Raw genomic sequence first — 19,902 nt, 5'->3', positions numbered from 1 at the left:
CCAGCGTTCGTCCTGAGCCAGGATCAAACTCTCCGTAAAGAAATGTTGCATGCCGGCCGGGGAAAACCGGTCGGCAGCGAGTTTGAAACTGACAAAATAGACTGTCTACTGACAATCTGTCTCATCCAAAGGAATTCGTTGTGCCCTCAGGCACGACGAGTTAATATTTGGCATTTGACATTGTGCACGCTGTTGAGTTCTCAAGGATCAGACGCTCTCGTGCATTCCCTTCCGGGTCTGCGCCGAGGCAACTTCTCAATCGTAACCACTTCTCGACGAGTGTCAAATCGACACACCGTGCGGAGCGAAGCTCACACCAGACCTTCAGATCCGGCTCATGGCAACCTCGCTAGGTTACACGATCCGGAACGCCCGTTCAAGCCGGCCCGCCAGCAGCCTCAGCTGCCCGCACGCCATCCGCACACTCATCATCGAAGTGGAGTAGTCACGATACTCGCCCCACGAGCCAGCGCACAACGTGCGCACGAACCCGAAGACGAGGAGGTGTTGGTCCCTCTTGATCCGCCAGCCTCTCGGCCCGGCGTCTATGGGGTGACGAGGGATCACGTTACACGGCATCCGTGCCCGCATCCCAAACCCCGCGCATCCCGGGCGTGTCTCGCTCCTCGCCCGGAGATCCGGGGAGCAGGGCGTGCGCCCGGGTGGTCAGGCTCGCGCCGCGTCGAGCCCTGCATCGACGCCCGCGAGCGTCTTCTTGCCGCGCCGCAGCACGGCGTACCGGCCGTGCAGGAGCCGGCCCTCGAGCGTGGCGGCCGGGTCGTCGATGCGCTGGTTGTTCACGGAGACGCCGCCCTGGGCGATCGCGCGCCGGGCATCCGAGAGCGAGTCGACGAGACCGGTCTCCTGCAGCAGCTGCAGCACCGGGGCGTCCGGTGTCGCGGTCGCCTGCTTGTCGAGCGAGGCGACAGCTGCGGCGAGCGTGTCCTCCCCCAGCGCCTGGAGGTCGCCGGCGCCGAACAGCGCGTGGGATGCGGCGATGGCCTGCTGCGTCGCGGGCTCCCCATGGATGAACGACGTCGCCTGGAGCGCGAGCTCCTTCTGCGCCTCGCGCCGGAACGGCGCATCCGCCGTCGCCTGCGCGAGCTCCTCGATGCGGGACGAGGGCAGGAACGTGAACGTCTTGAGCAGCTGCACCACGATCGCGTCGTCCTGGTTGAGCCAGAACTGGTACATCGCGTACGGGGTGGTCAGCTGCGGGTCGAGCCAGACCGCGTTGCCCTCGCTCTTGCCGAACTTCTTCCCATCGGCGTCGGTGACGAGCGGAGAGCCCAGCGCGTGGGCGTGCACGCCCTCCGCCTTGCGGATCAGCTCGGTGCCGGCGGTGAGGTTGCCCCACTGATCGCTCCCGCCGAGCTGCATGATGCAGCCGTAGCGGAGGAAGAGCTCGCGGAAGTCGAGCCCCTGCAGCACCTGGTAGCTGAACTCGGCGTAGGAGATGCCCTCCTCGGACTCCATCCGCGATGCGACGGCGTCCTTGCGCAGCATGGTGCCGACGCGGAAGTGCTTGCCGATCTCGCGCAGGAAGTCGACGGTCGACATCGGCGCCGTCCAGTCGAGGTTGTTCACGAGCTCGACCGGGTTGTCGCCCTCGGCGGAGAGGAACCGCAGCATCTGCTCGCCGAGGTAGGTGACCCACTCGGCGACCGTCTCGCGGTCGTTGAGCTGCCGCTCGGCGGTCGGCTTCGGGTCGCCGATGAGGCCCGTCGAGCCTCCGACCAGCGCGAGCGGCCGGTGGCCGGCCAGCTGCAGGCGGCGCATGATGATGAGCTGCGCCAGGTTGCCGAGGTGCAGGCTCGGCGCGGTCGGGTCGAAGCCGCAGTAGAAGGTGATCGGCGCGCCGCCGAGGAGGAACCGCAGCGCCTCCGGGTCGGTCGACACGTGCACGCTGCCGCGGTACTGCAGCTCGTCCCAGACATTCGGGAACGCCGGGTCGAGCTGGATGGGAGCGAGTTCGGTCACCCGTCGAACCTATCGAACGTCAGCGCTCGGCGAGGCGCGCGAGGTGCGCGTCGAGCGTGGCGAGCTGCGCGTCGACGGCCGACCGCGCCGTGCCGCCGACGCCGTCGCGCGCGGCGATAGCGCCGTCGACGGTGAGCACCTCGCGCACCTCGGGCAGCAGGTGCTCGGACACCGAGCGGTAGTCGTCGTCGGTCGCCTCGTCGAGCTCGATCCCGCGCTCCTCGCACAGCCGCACGAGGCTGCCCGCGATCTCGTGCGCCTCCCGGAACGGCACGCGGCGCCGCACGAGCCACTCGGCCACGTCGGTCGCGAGCGCGTATCCCGCAGCCGCGCCCGCGCGCATCCGCTCCTCGTCGAAGGCGAGGGTCGCGACCATGCCGGCGAAGGCCGGCAGCAGCACCTGCAGCTGGTCGACCGCGTCGAAGACCGGCTCCTTGTCCTCCTGCAGGTCACGGTTGTAGGCCAGCGGCAGCGCCTTGAGCGTCGCGAGCAGGCCCGCGTGGTCGCCGATGAGCCGGCCGGCCTTGCCGCGGGCGAGCTCGGCGATGTCGGGGTTCTTCTTCTGCGGCATGATCGACGACCCCGTCGAGAAGCCGTCGTGGAGGCGCGCGAAGCCGACGTCGCGCGTGGTCCAGAAGATGACCTCCTCGGCGAGCCGCGAGAGGTCGATGGCCGTCATCGTGAGCACGAAGGTGAGCTCGGCGACGACGTCGCGCGCCGCGGTCGCGTCGATGGAGTTCGGGCTCGGGGCGGCGAGCCCCAGCTCGTGCGCCACGAGCGCGGGGTCGAGCCCGAGGGTCGATCCGGCGAGCGCGCCAGAGCCGTAGGGCGACTCGCTCGCCCGCTCGCGCCAGTCGGCGAGCCGCTCGAGGTCGCGCACGAGCGGCCACGCGTGCGCGAGCAGGTGGTGCGCGAGCAGCACCGGCTGCGCGTGCTGCAGGTGCGTGCGCCCGGGCATCGGGGCGTGCGGATGCGCGTCGGCCTGCAGGCGCAGGGCCTCGATCACCGCGCGGATGCCGCGCTCGACCTCGACGCTCTCCTCGAGCATCCACACCCGCACGAGCGTCGCGATCTGGTCGTTGCGGGAGCGGCCGGCGCGCAGCCGCCCGCCGAGCTCTGCGCCCACCACCTCGATGAGGCCGCGCTCGAGCGCGCCGTGCACGTCCTCGTCGGACTCGGCGGCGACGAACGCCCCCGTGCGCACGCGCTCGGCGAGCTCGTCGAGGGCGGCGCGCATGCCGGCCAGCTCGTCGTCCGAGAGCAGGCCGGCCGCGTGCAGCGCGGTCGCGTGGGCCTTGGAGCCGCGGATGTCGAGCTGCGCGAGCCGCCAGTCGAACTGCGTCGACTTCGACAGCCGTGCCATCTCGGGGCTCGGCCCCGCGGCGAACCTGCCGCCCCAGAGGGAGCCCTCGTTCGTGCCGTGCTGGTCGCTCATGCCGCGCTCCGCTCGAGCAGCCAGGCCAGCAGCGCCTTCTGCGCGTGCAGGCGGTTCTCCGCCTCGTCCCAGATGATCGACTGCGGTCCGTCGATGACGTCGGCGGTCACCTCGAAGCCGCGGTCGGCGGGCAGGCAGTGCATGAAGACCGCGTCGGGCTTCGCCTGCGCCATGAGCGCCGCGTCGACCTTGAATCCGCCGAAGGTCGCGACCCGCTCGGCCTTCTCGTCCTCCTTGCCCATCGACACCCAGGTGTCGGTGACGACGACGTCGGCGCCCGCGACGGCCTCGGACGCGCTGGTCGTGAGCGACGCGCTGCCGCCGGTGCCGCTCGCGATGCGCTGGGCATCGGCGACGACCCGCGCATCCGGCGCGTACTCGGCCGGCGCGCCGACGCGCACGTGCATGCCGGCGGTCGCGCACGCCAGGAGGTACGACTGCGCCATGTTCGAGCGCCCGTCGCCGACGAACGCGACGGTGAGCCCGGCGAGCTCGCCCTTGTGCTCGCGGATCGTGAGCAGGTCGGCGAGCAGCTGGCAGGGGTGGAAGTCGTCGGAGAGCGCGTTGACGACCGGCACCGTCGTGCCCTCGGCCATCTCCTCGAGCCCCGCCTGCGCGTAGGTGCGCCACACGATCGCGGCCACCTGGCGCTCGAGCACGCGCGCGGTGTCGGCAGCGGTCTCCTTGCCGCCGAGCTGGCTCGACGCGGTCGAGATGATGAGCGGCGACCCGCCGAGGTCGGAGATGCCGACGTGGAACGAGACGCGGGTGCGGGTCGACGACTTGTCGAAGATGACCGCCACCGAACGAGGGCCCTCGAGCGGCCGCTCCGCGAAGCGGTCGGCCTTCATGCGCGTCGCGCGCTCGAGCACCTCGCGCTGCTCGGCCGGGCTCAGGTCGTCGTCGCGGAGGAAGTGGCGGGTCATGCAGGCTCCTTGCCCTGGGTCGGCGCGGCGGCCGGCACGACCTCGGTGCCCGAGCCGGCGCTCGTGAAGATCTCGGTGAGGATGGAGTGGGGCGCGCGGCCGTCGATGATGGCGGCCTTCGGCACGCCGCCTCGCACCGCGTCGAGGCACGCCTGCATCTTGGGGATCATGCCCGACTCGAGCGACGGCAGCAGCGCCTCGAGCTCGCGGTCGGTGAGCTCGCTGATGAGGGAGCCGCGGTCGGGCCAGTCGCGGTAGAGGCCCTCGACGTCGGTGAGGATGACGAGCTTCTGCGCGCCGAGCGCAGCTGCGAGCGCCGCCGCGGCGGCGTCGGCGTTCACGTTGAGCGACTCCCCTGGGCGGTCGCCGTCGGGCGCGATCGACGACACCACCGGGATGAGGCCCGCCTCGACGAGCCGCTGGACGGGCGCCGGGTCGACCGCGACGACGTCGCCGACCTGGCCGAGGTCGACCTCCTCGCCGTCGACGACCGTCCCGCGACGGCGGCCCGTGAAGAGCCCCGCGTCCTCGCCGGACATGCTCGCGGCGAGCGGGCCGTGCGCGTTGATGAGCGACACGAGCGTGCGCGCCACCTGACCGGTGAGCACCATCCGCACCACGTCCATCGCCGCGGGGCTCGTGACGCGGTAGCCCCCGCGGAACTCGCTCTCGATGCCGTGGATGCGCAGCGCCTCGCTGATCTGCGGCCCGCCGCCGTGCACGACGACCGGCCGGATGCCGACGTGGCGCAGGTACACCATGTCCTCGGCGAAGGCGCGCTGCAGCTCGGCCGAGACCATCGCGTTGCCGCCGTACTTCACGACCATCGTCGCGCCGCGGTAGCGCTCGAGCCACGGCAGCGACTCGATGAGCGTCTCGGCCTTCTGCGCCAGCAGCGCCGCGTCCCTAGCTGGCATATGCGGAGTTCTCGTGCACGTACTCGTGGGTGAGGTCGTTGGTGCGGATGGTCGCGGTCGCCTCGCCCGCGAACAGGTCGATCACGATCGCCGTCGCCCGCGGCGTCAGGTCGACCTCGTCGCGCGGGCGGTCGGGCTCGCCGGCGTGGCAGACGCGCACCCCGTTGAAGTGCACGTCGACCGCGTACGGGTCGAAGGACGCATCCGTCGTACCGATCGCCGCGAGCACGCGGCCCCAGTTCGGGTCGTTGCCGAAGATCGCGGCCTTGAAGAGGTTGGAGCGCGCGACCGAGCGCGCGACGACGACCGCCTCGTCCTCGGTCGCGGCATGCCGCACCTCGATCGCGATGTCGTGGCTCGCGCCCTCGGCGTCCTCCTGCAGCTGCCGGGCGAGGTCGTCGCAGACCGCGGTGACCGTCGCCGTCAGCGCGGCCTCGTCGGGCTCGACGCCCGAGGCGCCGCTCGCGAGCAGCAGCACGGTGTCGTTCGTCGACATGCAGCCGTCGGAGTCGAGCCGGTCGAAGGTGACGCGGGTCGCGGCGCGCAGCGCCCGGTCGAGCACGTCGGCGGTGCACGCGGCGTCGGTGGTCAGCACGACGAGCATCGTGGCGAGGCCCGGCGCGAGCATGCCCGCGCCCTTCGCCATGCCGCCGACGGTGAAGCCGTCGCCGCGCGCGACCGCCTGCTTCGGCACCGAGTCGGTGGTCATGATGGCCTGGGCGGCGGTCAGCCCGGCCGCGGCGTCCCCGCCCGCGCCGGCCAGCGCATCCGCCGCCAGGTCGACGCCGCGCAGCACGGCCGCGCGGAACGACTCGTCGCCGACGCCGATGAGGCCGGTCGAGCACACCTGCACGTCGATCGCGCCGATGCCGAGGCGCTCGGCGGCGCGCTCGGCGGTCTGGTGGGTCGTCTGGAAGCCGAACGCGCCGGTGAAGCAGTTGGCGCCGCCGGAGTTGAGCACGACCGCGCGGGCGCTGCCGCCCGCGAGCGCCTGCTCGCTCCACAGCACCGGGTTGGCCTTCGCGCGGTTGGACGTGAAGACGCCCGCCGCGGCCGAGAGCGGGCCGTCGTTCACGACCATCGCGACGTCGAGCCCGCCGGACGCCTTGACGCCTGCGGCGACGCCGGCCGCGCGGAAGCCGTCCGCCGCCGTCACGCTCACGGGGCGACCCCGTCGACGGGGAGGCCGAGCTGCTCGTCGAAGCCGAGCGCGATGTTCGCCGACTGCACGGCCGCGCCCGCCGTGCCCTTGCCGAGGTTGTCGATCGCGGCGATCATGACGACGCGGCCCGCCGCCTCGTCGAGGCCGACGCCGATGTGCACCGAGTTGGAGCCGAGCACGTCGGCCGTGCGCGGGTACTCGCCCGTCGGCAGCACGTGGATGAACCGCTCGTCGCCGTAGGCGGTGAGCCAGGCGCTGCGCACCTGCTCGGGCGTCGCCTCGCCGATGAGCGGCGCGGTGACGGTCGCGAGGATGCCGCGGGTCATGGGCACGAGCACCGGCGTGAAGGAGTGGCGCACCTCGGCCGCGCCGACCGCGCGCAGGTTCTGCGCGATCTCGGGCAGGTGCCGGTGGCTGCCGCCGACGCCGTACGGCGTGGCGCTGCCGGTGAGCTCGGCCGCGAGCAGCTGCGTCTTCGCAGCACGGCCGGCGCCCGAGGAGCCGACGGCCAGCACGGAGGTGAGCGCGGTCGCGTCGATGAGGCCCGCGGCGATGCCGGGGGCGGCTGCGAGCGTGACCGCGGTCGCGTTGCAGCCGGGCACCGCGATGCGGCGCGCGGCGCGCAGCTCGCGGCGCTGGCGGCCGCCGTCGGCGAGGATCAGCTCGGGCATCCCGTAGGGCCAGGTGCCCGCGTGCTCGGTGCCGTAGAACGCCTGCCAGTCGTCGGCGCGCTCGAGCCGGTGGTCGGCACCGGCGTCGACGACGAGCGTCGACTCGGGCAGCTGCGCGGCGATGCCGCCCGAGTGCCCGTGCGGCAGCGCGAGGAAGACGACGTCGTGGCCGGCGAGCACCTCGGCGGTCGTCTCCTGGAAGGTCAGCGAGGCGAAGGACCGGAGGTTGGGGTGCACGGAGACGAGGGGCTGCCCGGCGTTGGCGTGCGCGGTGACGGTGCGCACCTCCAGCTCGGGGTGGTGGGCGAGCAGCCGCAGCAGCTCTCCCCCTGCGTACCCGCTCGCCCCTGCGACGGCGACGGAGAGGCTCATGCCTCCAGGCTAGTCGCCGCGCGATGCGGCTTCCGCCGAGAAGCCCACCTCGACGAGCGCCTGCACCTCGATGTCGCCCGCCGCGAGCTCGACCGCGCCGCCCGCGTCGGCCGCGCCGAGCACCATCGACTCGACGCCGCGCTGCCGCTTGGCGAGCAGCGGGCGGGGCGGCTCGGCCCCGGGCTCCCGGATGCTGCGCACGACCGGCGCGCCGAGGCCCGCCGCCTCGGCGTAGTCGGCCGCGCGCGCCACCGCGTCGGCGATCGCGCGCGAGCGGGCGCGGCTCGCGAGCTCGCGCTCGGTGCCCTCGGCGAGCGACCAGGCGATGCCGCCCACCTCGTGGACCTGCTCGGCGCCCAGCTCGCCGATCCAGGTGCCGAGCGCCTCGACGTCGACGAACGTCGCGGTGACGGAGGCCGAAGCCGTGAAGACCAGCCGCTGCGGCTGGCCCTCCCCCACCCACTCGCGGTGGTGCGAGACCCAGACGCGGTCGGCGTGCCAGGTGTCGACGGCCCCCGACTCCGCGAAGGCGCGCGCCTCGGCGCTCACCCGGCTGTGCGCCTTCGCGACGAGCGTCATCGCCGCCTCCGGCGCATCCGCCTGCCACCGCGACTGCACCGTGACGGTCGCCCGCTCGGCGGCGGCTCGCTCGACGGCCTCTCCGGTGACCAGGATCTCGACCATGGCCGCGATGCTACTCGCGCAGCCTCGCCCCGTGCCGGTCGGTCGCGACCCGCAGCCCCGCGAGCTTCGCCTCGGATGCCTCGGCCGCGGTCAGCGTGCGGTCGGGCGCCCGGAAGCGGAGGGCGAACGTGAGCGACTTCTCGCCCTCGCCGAGGCCCTGCCCGCGGTAGTCGTCGACGAGCGCGATGTGCTCGAGGAGCGTGCCTGCACCGTCGCGCACCGCCCGCTGCACCTCGCCCGCCGGCACCCCGATGGGCACCACGAGCGAGAGGTCCTGCGTAGCCGCCGGCACCGGCGCGATGCGCGCGGTGTCGAGTCCGACGCGGGCGCGGGCGATCATCGCGGTGAGGTCGAGCTCGGCGACCGCCACCACCCGCGGCAGGTCGGCGTCGGCCGCCACCTGCGGCAGCAGCTCGCCGGCCACGCCGACGACCTCGTCGCCGACGAGCAGCTCGGCGGTGCGCCCCGGGTGCAGCCACTCCCGCTGCCCCTGGCGCACGTCGAGCTCGAGCCCGAGCGTGCGCGCGACGCGCTCCGCGGCCTCGATCGCGTCGGCGATCCCGTAGCGCGCCGCGGCGGTGCCTGGCTGCTTGCGCACCCGCTCGCCCACCAGCAGCACCGCCGCGTGGTCGGGCTGCGCGGGCAACGCGTCGAGCGCGGCGAGCACGTCGTCGGCGGGGCGCGCGTCGGCGGCCGGCAGCTCGTCGGTGCCCTGGCCGTCGACCGCGACGAACACGCGGCCGAGCTCGAACAGCGCGAGGTCGGTGAGGCCGCGGCCGAGGTTGCGGTGCGCGGTGTCGAGCATGCCCGGCAGCAGCGCGGTGCGCAGCCACGGGCGCTCGCCGTCGAGCGGGTTCTCGAGCCGCACGGGCTCGGCACCCGTCATGCGCGCCTGGCGCTCGGTGGCGAAGGGCGCCACGAGCACCTCGGTGAGGCCGGCCGAGGCGAGCGCGTCGGCGACGCGCCGTCGCAGGCGCTGCGCCCGCGTGTAGCCGCGCCCGGGCGGCGCGACCGGCAGCACGGAGGGGATGCGGTCGAAGCCGACGATGCGCGCGATCTCCTCGACGAGCCCCTCGCGGTCGACGAGGTCGCGGCGCCACGTGGGCGGCGTGACCGTCCACGCATCCGCGCCCTGCTCGACGACGACGGCGCCGATGCGCTCGAGCGCGCCGCGCGCCTCCTCGACGCGGTAGTCGGTGCCGAGCAGCGCGTTCCAGAAGCCGACGCCGATCGTGATCGGCCGCATCGCGGGCACCTCGCCCTGGTCGGCGCCGAGGGCGTCGATCGTGCCGCCCGCCAGGTCGACGAGCAGCTGGGCCACGCGGGCGGCTGCCGCGTCGGCCACAGCCGGGTCGACGCCGCGCTCGTAGCGCTTCGACGCCTCGGAGAACAGCTTGTGCCGGCGTGCCGAGCGGCCGATCGTGACGCCGTCGAAGGTTGCCGACTCGATGAGGACATCGGTCGTCGTCGCGTCGATCTCGGTCTCGGCGCCGCCCATGACGCCCGCGAGGCCGATCGCGCCGCGGTCGTCGGTGATGAGGAGGTCCTCGGGGCTGAGCGCGCGGTCGACGCCGTCGAGCGTCGTGAGCCGCTCCCCGGGCTGCGCGCGGCGCACCACGATGCCGCCGCGGAGCTTCGCGAGGTCGTAGCCGTGGATCGGCTGCCCGAGCTCGAGCATCACGTAGTTGGTGATGTCGACCGGCAGCGAGATGGAGCGGATGCCCGCGAGCCGCAGCCGCGAGGCCATCCACGACGGCGTCGCGCGGGTCGGGTCGATGCCGCGCACCACGCGCACCACGAAGCGGGTGCAGCCGGCGCGGCCGCGGATGGGCGCGTCGTCGCGCAGCTCGAGCGGGAAGCCGGATGCGGGGCCCGCGTCGACCGCGGCGCGCGCGGTGTCTGCGGGGTCGACGAACGCCTGCCCCGTGGCGGACGCCACCTCGCGGGCGATGCCGCGGATGGAGAGCGCGTACCCGCGGTCGGGCGTCACGTTGATCTCGACCGCCTGGTCGTCCAGGCCCAGCAGCGCCAGCGCATCCGCACCGACCTCGCCCGGGATGCCGAGCGGGTCGAGGCGCATGATGCCGTCGTGGTCGTCGCCGAGGCCGAGCTCGCGCTCGGAGGCGATCATGCCGTCGGAGACGTGGCCGTAGGTCTTGCGCGCGGCGATCTCGAAGCCGCCCGGGAGCGCCGCGCCAGGCAGCGTCACGACGACGCGGTCGCCCTCGACGAAGTTGAGCGCGCCGCAGACGATGCCGCGCACGCCGCCGTTCGCCTCGCCGACGTCGACCTGCGCGTAGCGGATCGTCTTGCCGTTCTTCTGGGGCTCCTCGACGAACGAGAGCACGCGGCCGACGACGATCGGGCCGCGCAGCTCGCCGCCGTGCACCGTCTCCTCCTCGAAGCCGACGCGCACGAGCGTCGCGTGCAGCCAGTCGGCGGCGTCGTCGGCGGGCACGTCGACGTGCTCGCGCAGCCATGACAGCGGGATCCGCATCAGATCACCATCCCGAACTGCTCGGTGAAGCGCACATCGCCCTCGATCATGTCGCGCATGTCGTCGAGCTGGTACCGGAACTGGAGGGTGCGCTCGACGCCCATGCCGAACGCGAAGCCCGAGTAGACCTCGGGGTCGACGCCCGCCGCGCGCAGCACGTTGGGGTTGACCATGCCGCAGCCGCCCCACTCGACCCAGCGCGGGCCGCCGCGCATGCCGGGGTGCCAGACGTCCATCTCGGCGCTCGGCTCGGTGAAGGGGAAGTAGTTGGGGCGGAGGCGGATCCTCGCCTCGTCGCCGAACATGATGCGCGCGAGGTGCTCGAGCGTGCCGCGCAGGTTGGCCATCGTGATGCCCTTGTCGACGGCGAGGCCCTCCATCTGCGTGAAGACCGGCAGGTGCGTGGCGTCGATGTCGTCGGTGCGGTAGACGCGGCCGGGCGCGACGATGTACACCGGCAGCTCACGCGTGAGCAGCGAGCGCGCCTGCACGGGGCTCGTCTGGGTGCGCAGCACCATGTGGCGGTCTGCGGGCGCGACGTAGAAGGTGTCGGACTCGCTGCGCGCGGGGTGGTCGGGGTCGACGTTGAGCGCGTCGAAGTTGTACCACTCGTGCTCGAGCTCGGGGCCCTCCGCGACCTCCCAGCCCATGCCGACGAAGACATCGCTCATCTCGTCCATGAGCATCGTCAGCGGGTGGCGGCCACCGGCGGTGCGGATGCGCGGCAGCGCGGTGACGTCGACGCGCTCGGCCTCGAGCTGGGCGGCCTCCTCGGCCGCCGCGAGCTCCTGCTGGCGGGCGGCGATCGCCTCGGCGACGCGGCCGCGACCGGCGCCGATCGTCTGGCCGGCGGCCTTGCGCTGCTCTGGCGCGATGTCGCGCAGGCTCGCGTTGAGGCCGGCGAGCTCGGAGCCCTGCCCGTTGTGGGCGGCCTTCGCGGCCTGCAGGTCGGCGGTCGTCTGCGCGGCCTCGATCGCGGCGAGCGCCGCGGCCACCGCGGCGTCGACGCGCGCGCCGAGGTCGGCGTTCTCGTCAGGGGTTGGCACCCGACGATCCTACCGAGCGGGGCGGGCCCGCCTGCTCAGGTGAGGTCGGTCGGATCCTGGTCCGGCTGCTGCCGCTGCTGCCGGATGGCCCGCGTCGAGACGGGGATGCTCGTGGTCGGCGTGCCGTCCGGGCGCTTGCCCTTCGTGCGCGGCCGCGACGCCCACGCGGCGGTGCGGTGCGCGAGCCAGGTGAGCGAGAGGTTGAGCGCCAGGTAGATCGCCAGCAGCACGAACGTGGTCGACAGCGCGTACTGTCCCGCGCCGTAGAACTCCGCCAGGTCGCGGCCGATGGTGATGAGCTCGGGGCTCGAGACGATGTAGCCGAGCGCCGTGTCCTTCAGCAGCACCACGAGCTGGGCGATGATGACCGGCAGCATGATGCGGATCGCCTGCGGCAGCTCGATGAGCGCGAGCGTGCGCAGCGGGCTCAGCCCGATCGCCAGCCCGCTCTCGCGCTGGCCCTTGGGCAGGGCCGCGACGCCTGTGCGGATCGCCTCGCCGATGATCGCGCCGTTGTAGACGATGAGCGCGATGATGACGGAGATCATCGGGCCCATCCGCATGGCCAGCAGCACGAAGAGGATCATCAGCAGCACCGGCATGCCGCGGAAGAACTCGAGCACGATCGTGACGGGGATGCGCACCCAACGGCTGCGGGCGCTGCGGCCGACGGCGAAGACGAGGCCGAGCGCGATCGCCCCGACCGAGGCGATCGCCGCGGTGATGAGGGTGGTCTGGAGGCCGAAGAGCAGGCCGCGAGCGCCCGTCCAGTAGGCCGGCTCGAGGAAGATGTCCCAGCGGTCGGCGTAGAAGGTGCCGCCGAGCCACAGCTGGTAGACCGCCCAGCCGATGACCGCGGCGAACACGACCGCGAAGACGACCGAGAGCATGCGGGAGAAGCGCCGCGCCTTCGGGCCGGGCTCGTCGTACAGGACGCTGGCGCTCATCGGACCACCCTCCACTTGCGCTCGAGCCAGTCGGCGAGCTGCCCGAGCGGCACGGTGATGAGCAGGTAGCTCAGGGCGATGCCGAGGAAGATCTCGAGGGTCTGGTCGCCGTTGGTGTTCGACAGGCGCTGCGCGACCGAGGTGAGCACGAAGATGAAGAAGCCCATCGCGACCGAGGTGTTCTTCGTGAGCGCGATGATCACGTTGATGATCGGCGGGACGACGGAGCGGATGGCCTGCGGCAGCACGACCTCGGTCATGGTCTGCCGGAAGCCGAGGCCGATGGAGCGCGCGGCCTCCGCCTGCCCGAAGGCGACGGAGTTGATGCCGCTGCGCACCGCCTCGGCGAAGAACGCGGTCGTGTAGAACGCGAGCGCGATGACGCCGGAGAGGAAGAAGTCGAGCGTCACGCCCACGCGCGGCAGCACGAAGAACACGAAGAAGAACACCAGCGTCAGCGGGGTGTTGCGCGCGAGCTCGGTGTAGACCGCCGCCGCCACGCGCAGTGCCGCCACTGGCGACACGCGCATGCCGGCGATGATGGCGCCGGCGGGCAGGCCGATGGCGGTGGTCACGAGCACGAGCAGCAGCGTGCTGCGCATGCCGTCCCACCACAGCGGTCCGTTCGAGAGCAGGGCTTCCATGCGTCTCCGTCAGTCTCGACGAGGCGGGGCCCGCGTCGCGGGCCCCGCCCGTCAGGGTCGGTTCGGCCGGGTATCAGTACCGGTCGACGGCCGGAGGCTCGGGCGTCGGGAGCACTGCGCCCGCCGTCTGCTCCCAGAGCGACTCGTAGCGACCGTCCTCGAAGGCGGCCTCCAGCGTGTCGTTGATGAAGGCGCGGAACTCGTCGTCGCCCTTCGCCAGGCCGATGCCGTACGGCTCCTCCGTGAAGGTCTCGCCGTCGGCGACGAGCTCGAACTCACCGGCGTTCTGGTCGACGAAGCCGCCCAGGATCACGTTGTCGGTCGTGACCGCGACGACCTGCCCGTTGCGCAGCGGGTCGAGGCAGTTCGAGTAGACGTCGGTCGCGACGAGCTCGGCGCCGTACTCCTCGACGATGGTCGCTGCGGGCGTGGAGCCCTCGACCGAGCACACCGGCTGGCCCTCGACGTCCTCCGGGCCCGTGATGCCCTCGGGGTTGCCCGCCTGCACCATGAGCGCCTGTCCGGCCATGAAGTACGGCCCGGCGAAGTCGATGATCTCCTTGCGGGTGTCGTTGATCGTGTACGTCGCGACGACGATGTCGACCTGGCCCTGCTCGATGAAGGGCTCGCGGTTCGCCGATACGGTCTCGGTCCACTCGATGCTCTCGAACGGGATGCCGAGCTCGGCCGCGATGAGCGAGCCGATGGCGACGTCGAAGCCGACGGGAGCGCCGTCCGGGCCGACGAGGCCGAACAGCGGCTGGTCGAACTTCGTGCCGATCGTGATGGAGCCCGCCTCGGCGAGCTCGGCCATCGTGGTGCCCTCCTCGAACTCGGGCGACTCGACGACCTCGAGGCCGTAGGGGTGCTCGCTGGTGGCGCCGGTCTCGCCGGGCTCCTCGGGCTCGCCGGTGGACGACGTGCCCGCGGGGCCGCCGCAGGCGGTGAGCGCGAATACCGACAGCGCTGCCGCGCCGATCATGAGCTTGCTGCGCATGGTGCTGCTCCTTCTGTGGGGTGGTTCGGGTCAGTGGCTGAGGATCTTGGACAGGAAGTCCTTGGCCCGCTCGGTGCGCGGGTTCGAGAAGAACTCCTCCGGAGTGGTGTCCTCCATCACCCGCCCGTCGGCCATGAACAGCACGCGGTCGGCCGCCTTGCGGGCGAAGCCCATCTCGTGCGTGACCGTGATCATCGTCATGCCGCCGTGCGCGAGCTCGACCATCACGTCGAGCACCTCGTTGATCATCTCGGGGTCGAGCGCGCTCGTGGGCTCGTCGAAGAGCATGAGCTTCGGCTCCATCGCGAGCGAGCGGGCGATCGCGACGCGCTGCTGCTGACCGCCCGAGAGCTGCGCCGGCATCTTGTGCGCCTGGTTCGCGATGCCGACGCGCTCGAGCAGCGCCATCGCGTGCTCCTCGGCCTCCTTGCGCTTCTTGCCGCGCACCTTCATGGGGCCGAGCGTCACGTTCTCGAGGATCGACTTGTGGGCGAAGAGGTTGAACGACTGGAAGACCATGCCGACGTCGGCGCGCAGCTGCGCGAGCTCCTTGCCCTCGGCGGGCAGCGGCACGCCGTCGATGCGGATCTCGCCGTCGTCGATGGTCTCGAGGCGGTTGATCGCGCGGCAGAAGGTCGACTTGCCGGAGCCGGAGGGGCCGATGACGACCACGACCTGGCCCTTGGGGATGGCGACGTCGATGTCGTTCAGCACGTGCAGGTCGCCGTAGTGCTTGTTGACGTGATCGAGCTCGACGAGGGGCTGCATGCGCTCATCAAAGCATGACCTATGGCCCCGCTGCGGCCGCTCGTTCGGATCGAAACGAAACGGTTACACGTCGCGCTGCGCGAAGGCGCTCTGGTAGAGGCAGACGGATGCCGCCGTGGCCAGGTTGAGCGACTCGGCGCGCCCGTAGACGGGCAGCCTGGCCGCGCGGTCGGCGAGCGCGAGGGTCGCGGCGTCGAGGCCGCGCGCCTCGTTGCCGAACAGCCACGCGGTGGGCCGCGCGAGCACGCCTTCGGCGCGCAGCGCCGTGAGGTCCTCGCCCGACACGTCGGCGGCGAGCACGCTGAGGCCGGCCGCAGCGGCGGCCTCGACCGCGTCGATCGTGGCGGCGCCGACGGCGATGTCGACGTGGAAGAGCGAGCCCGTCGTCGAGCGCACGACCTTGGGCGCGTAGGGGTCGACGGAGTTGGCGGTGACGATGACGGCGGATGCGCCGGCCGCGTCGGCCGCGCGGAGGATCGTGCCGAGGTTGCCGGGGTCGCGCACCTCGTGGAGGATCGCGACGAGCGGGTGCTCGGCGGCAGCGGCGCGCGCGATGGCGTCCTCGAGCCGGACGGGGGCCTGCCTCGCGACCGCGACGATGCCCTGCGGATGCACGGTGTCGGCGATGGCGGCGAGCGCGCGCTCGGAGGCGGCGGTCACCGGCGCGTGCTGCGCGGCGCGGTCGATGAGGTCGGCGTGGCGCTCGCGCGCCGCGTCGGTGACGAAGACGTCGACGAGCTGCGCGGGCTGCCAGCGCACCGCCTCGTCGAGCGCCGCGGGGCCCTCCAACAGGAACAGCCCGGTCGATGACCGGGCTGCTCGCTGCTGGAGTCTCGCAGCCTCTCGCACGCGGGGCGCGCGGGGGCTGTCGAGCATGTCAGGCCGCGTTCTGCGGAGCCGACGTGTCGGTCGGCAGGGCCGCCTTGGCGGCCTCGACCAGCGCCGTGAAGGTGGCGGGCTCGTGCACGGCGAGCTCGGCCAGCATGCGGCGGTCGACCTCGATGCCCGCGAGGCCGAGGCCCTGGATCAGGCGGTTGTACGTGAGGCCGTTCTGACGGGCAGCGGCGTTGATGCGCTGGATCCACAGGCGGCGGAACTCGCCCTTCTTCGCCTTGCGGTCGCGGAAGGCGTAGACGTGCGAGTGGAGCAGCTGCTCCTTGGCCTTGCGGTACAGGCGCGAGCGCTGCCCGCGGTAGCCGGCTGCCTGCTCGAGGATGACGCGACGCTTCTTGTGGGCGTTGACCGCCCTCTTGACACGTGCCATGAGTGTGTTCCCTCTATCTCTTCGTCGTCGCGCGCGTCAGCGGGCGAGCAGCTTCTTGATGATCTTGGCGTCGGCGGGCGCGACGACCTTGTCCTTGTTGAGGCGGCGCGTCTGGACCGACGACTTCACCTCGAGGTTGTGGCGCATGCCGGCCTGCTGCTTGCGGATCTTGCCGGTGCCGGTGATCTTGAAGCGCTTCTTCGCACCGGAGTGCGTCTTCTGCTTGGGCATTCTTGTCTCCTACTCGGATGCTGGCTTGCTCGCGGGCGAGCCTGCGGGCTTGGCCTTGGGCGCAGCGGGCTTCGCGGACCCCGGCGCAGCGGGCTTGCCCGCGGGCTTCGGCGTCGCGGGCGTCGCGGCGGGCTTGGCGGCTGCGGGTGCAGCGGGGGCGGCTGCGGCGGATGCGGCAGCGGGCTTGGGCGCGGACGCCGGCCGGGGCGCCTGGGCGGGCGTCGGCTGGACGGTGCGCGGCGCCTGGCGGGGACGCGAGTCGCTGCGCGGCTCGGACGAGCGCGAGTCGGAGCGCGGCTCCGAGCTGCGCTCGGACGAGCGGGGCGGGCGCGCGTCGGAGCCGCGGCTGTCGGAGGACGGGCGCGACGAGCCGGCCGGGCGCGACGTGGTCGACGGGCGCGACGTGGCCGGGCGCGGCGAGCGGGTGAGCTCGGTGTCGCCGTTCGTCGAGCTGCCCGCGGGCAGCGTCGGGCGAGCGGGGCGCGACGCCTCGACCTCGGCCTGGCGTGCCGCCTGCCGCTCGGCCTCGGCGCGGCGCTTCTCCTGGTCGGCCTTGCGCTGCGCGGTGCGCGTCGCGTTCAGCTCGGCCTTGGCGTCCGACTTCGAGCGCATGGGGCCGACGATCATCACCATGTTGCGACCGTCGATGGTCGGCGACGACTCGACCGCGCCGTACTCCTGGATGTCCTCCGCGAAGCGCTGCAGCAACTTGACGCCCATCTCGGGGCGCGACTGCTCGCGGCCGCGGAAGAGGATCATCGCCTTGACCTTGTCGCCCGCCTCCAGGAACCCCTGTGCACGCTTGCGCTTCGTCTCGTAGTCGTGATCGTCGATCTTCAGGCGGAACCGGACCTCCTTGAGGACGGTGTTCGCCTGGTTGCGACGGGCCTCCTTGGCCTTCTGCGCCTGCTCGTACTTGAACTTGCCGTAGTCCATGATCTTGACGACGGGCGGGCGCGAGTTCGGCGCGACCTCGACGAGGTCGAGGTCTGCCTCACGGGCAAGACGAAGGGCATCCTCGACCCGGACGACGCCGACCTGCTCGCCGGCAGGGCCGACCAGTCGGACTTCGGGGACGCGGATGCGCTCGTTGGTGCGGGGATCGCTGATCGCGGGCTCCTTCACGTTGCTGTGCTGTGTGCTGGTGCACGGCGAACGAGGAGCCAGAGCGCGGGATCGACCTGCGTGGCTCAGCACCGCGGTGCCCGCCTCACGACGCGCTGCCCGGTGCTGCTGACCCGATAGCCTGGAACGGCTGCGGGTGGGATTGCTCCTCTTTCACCTCCGGGCGGAAGCCCGAAACCTGCAGAACTCTACCAGACACCGGCCTCCAGGAGAAGAGCGCGATGACTGACCCGATCGAGCACGACCACCGCGACGACGCGCTGACCGAGGCGCGCGACATCGCCGACGTCCCGGCGGTCGAGCTGATCAACACCGTCGCGATCCACCTGCTGAGCGCCGCCGCGGTGAAGGTCGGCCTCGCCGACGACCCCGAGCAGCAGCTCGACCTCGACGAGGCGCGCAAGCTCATCAACGCGCTCGCCGGCCTCGTCACCGCGGCCGCGCCCGAGGTGGGCGGCATCCACGCCGCACCCCTGCGCGACGGCCTGCGGTCGGTGCAGCTCGCGTTCCGCGAGGCGAGCCCGATGCCCGACGCCCCCGGCAAGGGCCCGGGCGAGAAGTTCACCGGGCCCGTCTCCTAGTCGGAGGGCTGCCTAGCGGGCGGCCTCCCGCTCGGCGCGCGTGACGGCGAGCACCGCCGGCGCACGCAGCGGCAGCCGCGCCGCGCCCCCGTCCCAGCGGTGCACGCGCACGGCCACGCTGTCGATGCGCTCGCGCACGAGCTCGGCCTCGGCGAGCGCCGCCGCTGCGCGCTGCACCTGCTCGGCGGCGTCGGGCGCCGCGTCGACGAGCGCGTGCACCTCGAGATCGGCGCCCGCGAGCGTGCTGCGCGGGTCCCCCGTCGCGAGCACGACGGCCTGCACCGCGGGCTGGGCGAGCATCGCGTCGACGACGGCCCCCTGCACGGCCGGGTCCTCGACGCCCCACGTCCAGGGCGCATCCGTCAGCAGCGCCTCGAGCATCGTGCGGGTGAGCACGAGCTCGGTCGCGGCCCCCGGGTCGACGACGATGCGGCCGGGCCCGTCGAGCGCCGCCGCGGCGGCGCGGTCGGTGGCGGTCGGCACGGGGCGGGCGGCGGCGTTCCAGCCGCGCATGCCGTCGACCGACGAGAACATGGGCAGGATGGGCCGTCCGTCGGGCCCGAGGACGGTCACGATCGAGAGCTCCTGCGTCTTGTCGACGGTGCGGCCCCGCTCGTCGACGCCGGTCTCCCCCGCCGCCGCGAGCAGCGGCACGAGCAGCCGCGCGCCGCGCAGCGCGTCCACGACGGCCGAGCGGCCGCCGCTGCCGTCGGCGAGCGCGCGCACCGCGTCGACGAAGCCCGCGGGCGCGGAGCCGTCGTCGTGCGCGTAGGCCGTGTCGTGGTGGTCGAAGGAGCGACCCTCCCACGGCCGGCCCGCCGAGTCGGCCGCGCGGCGCGGCTGCCCGTCGGCCACCGGCCTACTGGCCGGCGACGTCGAGCGCGGCGGCGAGCGTGAACGCGCCGGCGTAGAGCGCCTTGCCCACGATGGCGCCCTCGACGCCGTACGGCACGAGCTCGCGGAGCGCGGCGATGTCGTCGAGGCTCGCGACGCCGCCGGAGGCGACGATCGGCTTCTGCGTGCGCTCGGCGACCTGGCGCAGCAGCGTGAGGTTCGGGCCCTGGAGGGTGCCGTCCTTCGTCACGTCGGTGACCACGTAGCGGCTGCAGCCTGCGGCCTCGAGGCGCGCCAGCACATCCCACAGGTCGCCGCCGTCCTGCGTCCAGCCGCGGGCGGCGAGCGTCGTGCCGCGCACGTCGAGGCCCACCGCGATCTGGTCGCCGTACTCGGCGATGACGGAGGCCGTCCACTCGGGGTTCTCGAGCGCCGCGGTGCCGAGGTTGATGCGCTTCACGCCGGTGGCGAGCGCCGACTCGAGCGAGGCCTCGTCGCGGATGCCGCCCGAGAGCTCGACCTGCACACGACCCTTGCTGGCCTTGATCACCTTCTTGATGACGGCGCGGTTGTCGCCGCGCCCGAAGGCGGCGTCGAGGTCGACGAGGTGGATCCACTCGGCACCCTGCTGCACCCAGTCCTCGGCGGCGTCGACGGGGCTGCCGAACGAGGTCTCGGTGCCGGCCTTGCCCTGCGTGAGCCGCACGGCCTTGCCGCCCGCCACGTCGATCGCGGGCAGCAGCTGCAGCTTGGGCGACTGGTTGAAGTCGGTCATGGGGATGGGGATGCCTTCCGGTGTCGGGGCCACGGCGATGCTACTG

The 19,902-nt window shown here is 72.7% G+C and carries 20 protein-coding genes; 1 reads left to right on the top strand and 19 read right to left on the bottom strand.

The annotated features are described in order from the left end of the window. Positions 1 to 666: 666 nt before the first annotated feature. The 17 genes from tyrS to infC form a co-directional block, all read right to left on the bottom strand. Positions 667 to 1,980, bottom strand: a complete 1,314-nt coding sequence (tyrS, locus tag AC1RNL_RS12865) for a tyrosine--tRNA ligase (protein ID WP_146354264.1) — start codon at positions 1,978 to 1,980, stop codon at positions 667 to 669. Positions 1,981 to 1,999: 19 nt separating this feature from the next. Further along, positions 2,000 to 3,415, bottom strand: a complete 1,416-nt coding sequence (gene argH / locus AC1RNL_RS12860; RefSeq protein WP_492935451.1) for an argininosuccinate lyase — start codon at positions 3,413 to 3,415, stop codon at positions 2,000 to 2,002. Continuing rightward, entirely contained in the window at positions 3,412 to 4,341 is a 930-nt protein-coding gene (gene argF / locus AC1RNL_RS12855; protein WP_128189982.1) for an ornithine carbamoyltransferase, read from the bottom strand. The genes argH and argF overlap by 4 nt, the downstream gene beginning before the upstream one ends. Then, positions 4,338 to 5,258, bottom strand: a complete 921-nt coding sequence (gene argB, locus AC1RNL_RS12850; protein WP_492935450.1) for an acetylglutamate kinase — start codon at positions 5,256 to 5,258, stop codon at positions 4,338 to 4,340. Before argB ends, argF begins: the two co-directional genes overlap by 4 nt. Continuing rightward, a complete protein-coding gene (gene argJ / locus AC1RNL_RS12845; RefSeq protein ID WP_492935449.1) occupies positions 5,248 to 6,420 on the bottom strand; it encodes a bifunctional glutamate N-acetyltransferase/amino-acid acetyltransferase ArgJ in 1,173 nt (390 codons plus the stop codon). Before argJ ends, argB begins: the two co-directional genes overlap by 11 nt. Further along, positions 6,417 to 7,463, bottom strand: coding sequence for an N-acetyl-gamma-glutamyl-phosphate reductase (gene argC, locus AC1RNL_RS12840; RefSeq protein ID WP_400531931.1), 1,047 nt, complete (start codon positions 7,461 to 7,463; stop codon positions 6,417 to 6,419). Before argC ends, argJ begins: the two co-directional genes overlap by 4 nt. 9 nt (positions 7,464 to 7,472) lie before the next feature. After that, the gene (locus AC1RNL_RS12835; protein WP_310121005.1) at positions 7,473 to 8,147 is read right to left on the bottom strand and encodes an SIMPL domain-containing protein; all 675 of its coding nucleotides are present in this window, start codon (positions 8,145 to 8,147) and stop codon (positions 7,473 to 7,475) included. Between the two features lie 10 nt (positions 8,148 to 8,157). Next, entirely contained in the window at positions 8,158 to 10,644 is a 2,487-nt protein-coding gene (pheT, locus tag AC1RNL_RS12830) for a phenylalanine--tRNA ligase subunit beta (protein WP_492935448.1), read from the bottom strand. Then, positions 10,644 to 11,690 (bottom strand): phenylalanine--tRNA ligase subunit alpha, encoded by a 1,047-nt coding sequence (gene pheS, locus AC1RNL_RS12825; RefSeq protein WP_128189988.1) that lies wholly within the window; start codon positions 11,688 to 11,690, stop codon positions 10,644 to 10,646. The genes pheT and pheS overlap by 1 nt, the downstream gene beginning before the upstream one ends. Before the next feature lie 35 nt (positions 11,691 to 11,725). Next, positions 11,726 to 12,637: an amino acid ABC transporter permease gene (locus AC1RNL_RS12820; RefSeq protein ID WP_246990736.1), complete on the bottom strand. Its 912-nt coding sequence runs from the start codon at positions 12,635 to 12,637 to the stop codon at positions 11,726 to 11,728. Beyond that, positions 12,634 to 13,281, bottom strand: coding sequence for an amino acid ABC transporter permease (locus AC1RNL_RS12815; protein WP_246990735.1), 648 nt, complete (start codon positions 13,279 to 13,281; stop codon positions 12,634 to 12,636). Before AC1RNL_RS12815 ends, AC1RNL_RS12820 begins: the two co-directional genes overlap by 4 nt. A 73-nt stretch (positions 13,282 to 13,354) precedes the next feature. Continuing rightward, on the bottom strand, positions 13,355 to 14,278 hold the full coding sequence (locus AC1RNL_RS12810; RefSeq protein WP_246990734.1) for a glutamate ABC transporter substrate-binding protein: 924 nt from the start codon (positions 14,276 to 14,278) through the stop codon (positions 13,355 to 13,357). Between the two features lie 30 nt (positions 14,279 to 14,308). Then, a complete protein-coding gene (locus AC1RNL_RS12805) occupies positions 14,309 to 15,046 on the bottom strand; it encodes an amino acid ABC transporter ATP-binding protein (protein WP_246990733.1) in 738 nt (245 codons plus the stop codon). A 63-nt stretch (positions 15,047 to 15,109) separates the two neighbouring features. Beyond that, a complete protein-coding gene (locus tag AC1RNL_RS12800; RefSeq protein ID WP_492935447.1) occupies positions 15,110 to 15,922 on the bottom strand; it encodes a TrmH family RNA methyltransferase in 813 nt (270 codons plus the stop codon). A gap of 1 nt (position 15,923) precedes the next feature. Next, positions 15,924 to 16,310, bottom strand: coding sequence for a 50S ribosomal protein L20 (gene rplT / locus AC1RNL_RS12795; protein WP_128189994.1), 387 nt, complete (start codon positions 16,308 to 16,310; stop codon positions 15,924 to 15,926). Positions 16,311 to 16,346: 36 nt separating this feature from the next. After that, positions 16,347 to 16,541 carry a 50S ribosomal protein L35 gene (gene rpmI / locus AC1RNL_RS12790; RefSeq protein WP_128189995.1) on the bottom strand — a complete coding sequence of 65 codons (195 nt, stop codon included), beginning with the start codon at positions 16,539 to 16,541 and terminating at the stop codon, positions 16,347 to 16,349. A 9-nt stretch (positions 16,542 to 16,550) separates the two neighbouring features. Further along, on the bottom strand, positions 16,551 to 17,666 hold the full coding sequence (infC, locus tag AC1RNL_RS12785; protein WP_128189996.1) for a translation initiation factor IF-3: 1,116 nt from the start codon (positions 17,664 to 17,666) through the stop codon (positions 16,551 to 16,553). A gap of 221 nt (positions 17,667 to 17,887) precedes the next feature. Between infC and AC1RNL_RS12780 the strand changes: the two genes are divergently transcribed. Further along, the gene (locus AC1RNL_RS12780) at positions 17,888 to 18,247 is read left to right on the top strand and encodes a DUF1844 domain-containing protein (protein ID WP_246990730.1); all 360 of its coding nucleotides are present in this window, start codon (positions 17,888 to 17,890) and stop codon (positions 18,245 to 18,247) included. Between the two features lie 12 nt (positions 18,248 to 18,259). On the opposite strand, the gene AC1RNL_RS12775 is transcribed toward AC1RNL_RS12780, so the two are convergent. Further along, positions 18,260 to 19,102, bottom strand: coding sequence for an SseB family protein (locus AC1RNL_RS12775; protein WP_492935446.1), 843 nt, complete (start codon positions 19,100 to 19,102; stop codon positions 18,260 to 18,262). Positions 19,103 to 19,106: 4 nt separating this feature from the next. Then, the gene (priA, locus tag AC1RNL_RS12770; RefSeq protein WP_492935453.1) at positions 19,107 to 19,856 is read right to left on the bottom strand and encodes a bifunctional 1-(5-phosphoribosyl)-5-((5-phosphoribosylamino)methylideneamino)imidazole-4-carboxamide isomerase/phosphoribosylanthranilate isomerase PriA; all 750 of its coding nucleotides are present in this window, start codon (positions 19,854 to 19,856) and stop codon (positions 19,107 to 19,109) included. Positions 19,857 to 19,902: the final 46 nt, after the last annotated feature.

Source organism: Agrococcus sp. GW821-FHT14H11, assembly GCF_058803545.1.
The sequence above is the reverse complement of the archived record's forward strand: the minus strand, read 5'-3'. Positions and strand labels throughout refer to the sequence as shown.